This window comes from Moraxella oculi (assembly GCF_023336735.1).
GTDB lineage: Bacteria > Pseudomonadota > Gammaproteobacteria > Pseudomonadales > Moraxellaceae > Moraxella > Moraxella oculi.
Genome location: NZ_JAMBAQ010000035.1, coordinates 1 through 5,468, shown reverse-complemented (window position 1 = coordinate 5,468; position 5,468 = coordinate 1). Strand labels below are relative to the sequence as shown.

2 tRNA genes and 3 rRNA genes are annotated in these 5,468 nt (G+C 48.0%); all 5 read left to right on the top strand.

The window, feature by feature from the left end:
• Positions 1-279: 279 nt before the first annotated feature.
• The 5 genes from M2R47_RS09055 to rrf all read left to right on the top strand — a co-directional run bounded on the left by M2R47_RS09055 (position 280) and on the right by rrf (position 5,428).
• A 16S ribosomal RNA gene (locus tag M2R47_RS09055) occupies positions 280-1,810 on the top strand.
• A 60-nt stretch (positions 1,811-1,870) separates the two neighbouring features.
• Positions 1,871-1,947 (top strand) — tRNA-Ile (locus M2R47_RS09050).
• A 4-nt stretch (positions 1,948-1,951) separates the two neighbouring features.
• Positions 1,952-2,027 (top strand) — tRNA-Ala (locus tag M2R47_RS09045).
• 293 nt (positions 2,028-2,320) lie between these two features.
• Positions 2,321-5,178, top strand: a 23S ribosomal RNA gene (locus M2R47_RS09040).
• 136 nt (positions 5,179-5,314) lie between these two features.
• Positions 5,315-5,428 (top strand): 5S ribosomal RNA (gene rrf, locus M2R47_RS09035).
• The 16S, 23S and 5S rRNA genes sit together here with 2 tRNA genes alongside, the layout of an rRNA operon.
• The last annotated feature ends 40 nt before the right edge of the window (positions 5,429-5,468 follow it).

The following is a 5,468-nucleotide window of genomic DNA, read 5'->3' as shown; positions in this document are numbered from 1 at the left end:
AAAAAAATGCTTGACATTAAATAAAACTGGCGTATAATACGCACTCATTCGCTGGATGACAACGAATGACACTATTTAAAATCCAAACTAAAGAACAACTTGTGTGGATTTTTGCTAATACAAGATAACAAAAAAATTATCATTTATCAAGCAAAAATACTCAAAGTTAATTCATTTACACGATGAGCAAATTTGCTAGTAATAAATGAGCCAAAATTAAAAGTCCTAACTTTTTATTTTACTTTCTAAGTAAATAATCAATTAGGCAAAACAAAGATTAAACTGAAGAGTTTGATCATGGCTCAGATTGAACGCTGGCGGCAGGCTTAACACATGCAAGTCGAACGATGACTATCTAGCTTGCTAGATATGATTAGTGGCGAACGGGTGAGTAATGCTTAGGAATCTGCCTATTAGTGGGGGATAACCATCCGAAAGGATGGCTAATACCGCATACGACCTACGGGTGAAAGGGGGCTTTTAGCTCTCGCTATTAGATGAGCCTAAGTCGGATTAGCTAGTTGGTGGGGTAAAGGCCTACCAAGGCGACGATCTGTAGCTGGTCTGAGAGGATGATCAGCCACACTGGGACTGAGACACGGCCCAGACTCCTACGGGAGGCAGCAGTGGGGAATATTGGACAATGGGCGAAAGCCTGATCCAGCCATGCCGCGTGTGTGAAGAAGGCCTTTTGGTTGTAAAGCACTTTAAGTAGGGAGGAAAAGCTTGTGGTTAATACCCACAAGCCCTGACGTTACCTACAGAATAAGCACCGGCTAACTCTGTGCCAGCAGCCGCGGTAATACAGAGGGTGCAAGCGTTAATCGGAATTACTGGGCGTAAAGCGAGCGTAGGTGGTCATTTAAGTCAGATGTGAAAGCCCCGGGCTTAACCTGGGAACTGCATCTGATACTGGATGACTAGAGTAGGTGAGAGGGAAGTAGAATTCCAGGTGTAGCGGTGAAATGCGTAGAGATCTGGAGGAATACCGATGGCGAAGGCAGCTTCCTGGCATCATACTGACACTGAGGTTCGAAAGCGTGGGTAGCAAACAGGATTAGATACCCTGGTAGTCCACGCCGTAAACGATGTCTACCAGTCGTTGGGTCTTTTAAAGACTTAGTGACGCAGTTAACGCAATAAGTAGACCGCCTGGGGAGTACGGCCGCAAGGTTAAAACTCAAATGAATTGACGGGGGCCCGCACAAGCGGTGGAGCATGTGGTTTAATTCGATGCAACGCGAAGAACCTTACCTGGTCTTGACATACCAAGAATTCGCTAGAGATAGCTTAGTGCCTTCGGGAACTTGGATACAGGTGCTGCATGGCTGTCGTCAGCTCGTGTCGTGAGATGTTGGGTTAAGTCCCGCAACGAGCGCAACCCTTTTCCTTAGTTACCAGCGACTCGGTCGGGAACTCTAAGGATACTGCCAGTGACAAACTGGAGGAAGGCGGGGACGACGTCAAGTCATCATGGCCCTTACGACCAGGGCTACACACGTGCTACAATGGTTGGTACAAAGGGTTGCTACACAGCGATGTGATGCTAATCTCAAAAAGCCAATCGTAGTCCGGATTGGAGTCTGCAACTCGACTCCATGAAGTCGGAATCGCTAGTAATCGCAGATCAGAATGCTGCGGTGAATACGTTCCCGGGCCTTGTACACACCGCCCGTCACACCATGGGAGTTGATCTCACCAGAAGTGGTTAGCCTAACGCAAGAGGGCGATCACCACGGTGGGGTCGATGACTGGGGTGAAGTCGTAACAAGGTAGCCGTAGGGGAACCTGCGGCTGGATCACCTCCTTAACGAATTATCTGATTAGCAAGAATTCACAACAAGTTGTTCTTTGGTAAGATGTTTAAAACGGGTCTATAGCTCAGTTGGTTAGAGCACCGTGTTGATAACGCGGGGGTCATAAGTTCAAGTCTTATTAGACCCACCATTTTGGGGTTATAGCTCAGTTGGTAGAGCGCCTGCCTTGCACGCAGGAGGTCAGGAGTTCGACTCTCCTTAACTCCACCACATTAAACATCAATAAAACATAACTAAACCTTCTGATTAAGAAAGTTTATTTATGCTTTATGCATGACTAATATGAACTGACGAAGTTCATAACACTATTTAACAACATGATTATGAGTCTGGGTAATTTATTTATTCCAACAAATAAATTACCATTCCAATCATACTCCACTCATAAAGACGCAAGTTGATATGAGAGTGATTGGATAAAGTAAAGAGAACTGAATCAAGCGTAAACATAGGTAAATCGTTACACATTACCCTTATGACACCAAGACTACTTGGGGTTGTATGGTCAAGTAATGAAGTGCACATGGTGGATGCCTTGGCAGTCAGAGGCGATGAAAGACGTGATAGCCTGCGATAAGCGTCGGTGAGGTGGCAATATCCTGTGACCCGGCGATTTCTGAATGGGGAAACCCAGCCAACATAAGTTGGCTATCCTAACCTTTGGTTAGGAGGCAAACCGGGAGAAGTGAAACATCTCAGTACCCCGAGGAAAAGACATCAATAGAGATTCCCCAAGTAGCGGCGAGCGAACGGGGAGGAGCCGATCAAACTTGTAGTAGCAAAATGGCGTGGGAAAGCCAACCATAGTAGGTGATAGTCCTGTATGCGAAACTGCAAATGCGACATATTAAGTAGGGCGAGACACGTGAAATCTTGTCTGAAGATGGGGGGACCATCCTCCAAGGCTAAATACTCCTGACTGACCGATAGTGAACCAGTACCGTGAGGGAAAGGCGAAAAGAACCCCTGTTAGGGGAGTGAAATAGAACCTGAAACCGTGTGCATACAAGCAGTCGGAGCCCACTTGTTGGGTGACGGCGTACCTTTTGTATAATGGGTCAGCGACTTATATTCTGTAGCAAGGTTAACCGTTTAGGGGAGCCGTAGGGAAACCGAGTCTTAATAGGGCGATTAAGTTGCAGGGTATAGACCCGAAACCGAGTGATCTATCCATGAGCAGGTTGAAAGTGCCGTAACAGGCACCGGAGGACCGAACCCACTGTCGTTGAAAAGCCAGGGGATGACTTGTGGATAGGGGTGAAAGGCTAATCAAACTCGGTGATAGCTGGTTCTCCCCGAAAGCTATTTAGGTAGCGCCTCGGACGAACACCATTGGGGGTAGAGCACTGTTTCGGCTAGGGGGTCATCCCGACTTACCAAACCGATGCAAACTCCGAATACCGATGAGTGATATCCGGGAGACAGACGGCGGGTGCTAACGTCCGTCGTCAAGAGGGAAACAACCCAGACCGCCAGCTAAGGCCCCAAATTCCTAGTTAAGTGGGAAACGATGTGGGAAGGCACAGACAGCTAGGAGGTTGGCTTAGAAGCAGCCACCCTTTAAAGAAAGCGTAATAGCTCACTAGTCGAGTCGGCCTGCGCGGAAGATGTAACGGGGCTCAAACTAGGAGCCGAAGCTGCGGATTTAATTGTTTCAATTAAGTGGTAGGGGAGCGTTGTGTAAGCCTGTGAAGGTGTATCGTAAGGTATGCTGGAGGTATCACAAGAGCGAATGCTGACGTGAGTAACGACAAAACGGGTGAAAAGCCCGTTCGCCGGAAGACCAAGGGTTCCAGTCCAACGTTAATCGGGGCTGGGTGAGTCGACCCCTAAGGCGAGGCCGAAAGGCGTAGTCGATGGGAAATCGGTTAATATTCCGATACTTGTTTATGATGCGATGGAGGGACGGAGAAGGTTATGTCAGCCTGGCGTTGGTTGTCCAGGTGAAAGGATGTAGGTAGGTTTAGTAGGCAAATCCGCTAGACTATTACTGAGATCTGATAGCAAGCCAGTTTACTGGCAAAGTGGCAAATACCATGCTTCCAGGAAAAGCTTCTAAGCGATAGTCATAAAGAAATCGTACCCGAAACCGACACAGGTGGTCAGGTAGAGAATACCAAGGCGCTTGAGAGAACTCTGCTGAAGGAACTAGGCAAAATGGTACCGTAACTTCGGGAGAAGGTACGCTGCCGATGGTGATAAGACTTGCTCTTTGAGCTGTTGGCAGTCGCAGATACCAGGCTGCTGCAACTGTTTATTAAAAACACAGCACTCTGCAAACACGAAAGTGGACGTATAGGGTGTGATGCCTGCCCGGTGCTGGAAGGTTAATTGATGGGGTTAGCGTATGCGAAGCTCTTGATCGAAGCCCCAGTAAACGGCGGCCGTAACTATAACGGTCCTAAGGTAGCGAAATTCCTTGTCGGGTAAGTTCCGACCTGCACGAATGGCATAATGATGGCAGCGCTGTCTCCAGCAGAGACTCAGTGAAATCGAAATCGCAGTGAAGATGCTGTGTACCCGCGGCTAGACGGAAAGACCCCGTGAACCTTTACTACAGCTTTACATTGAACTTTGACCTAACTTGTGTAGGATAGGTGGGAGGCTTTGAAGTAGGGACGCCAGTTCCTATGGAGCCATCCTTGAAATACCACCCTGGTTATGTTGGGGTTCTAACTTAGATGTAACAACATCAAGGACAATGTATGGTGGGTAGTTTGACTGGGGCGGTCTCCTCCTAAAGAGTAACGGAGGAGTACGAAGGTGCGCTCAGAACGGTCGGAAATCGTTCAAAGAGTATAAAGGCAAAAGCGCGCTTAACTGCGAGACCCACAAGTCGAGCAGGTACGAAAGTAGGTCTTAGTGATCCGGTGGTTCTGTATGGAAGGGCCATCGCTCAACGGATAAAAGGTACTCTGGGGATAACAGGCTGATACCGCCCAAGAGTTCATATCGACGGCGGTGTTTGGCACCTCGATGTCGGCTCATCTCATCCTGGGGCTGAAGCAGGTCCCAAGGGTATGGCTGTTCGCCATTTAAAGAGGTACGCGAGCTGGGTTTAGAACGTCGTGAGACAGTTCGGTCCCTATCTACCGTGGGCGTTGGAAATTTGAGAGGATCTGCTCCTAGTACGAGAGGACCAGAGTGGACGAACCTCTGGTGTTCCGGTTGTGACGCCAGTCGCATTGCCGGGTAGCTATGTTCGGATGGGATAACCGCTGAAAGCATCTAAGCGGGAAGCCCACCTCAAGATAAGATTTCCCTAAAGAGCCGTTGTAGACTACGACGTTGATAGGTTGGGTGTGGAAGCATGGCGACATGTGTAGCTAACCAATACTAATTGCTCGTTTGGCTTGACCATACAACACCCAAGTGGTTTGATACTGCTTAATGTGTTGATTGATGGTAAAGTGTGAGATGAACCTTAATCTTGATTTGGTAACGCTGTTACTTTAAAAGTAAAAAAACAGACTCATAACAAGTTGTTATTCTTTTACGCTGACGACAATAGCAAGATGGAACCACCTGATCCCTTCCCGAACTCAGAAGTGAAACGTCTTAGCGCCGATGGTAGTGTGGTTCGCCCATGTGAGAGTAGGTCATCGTCAGCACCTTATTTGATTACCCCCTTCATCAGATGATGGAGGGGGT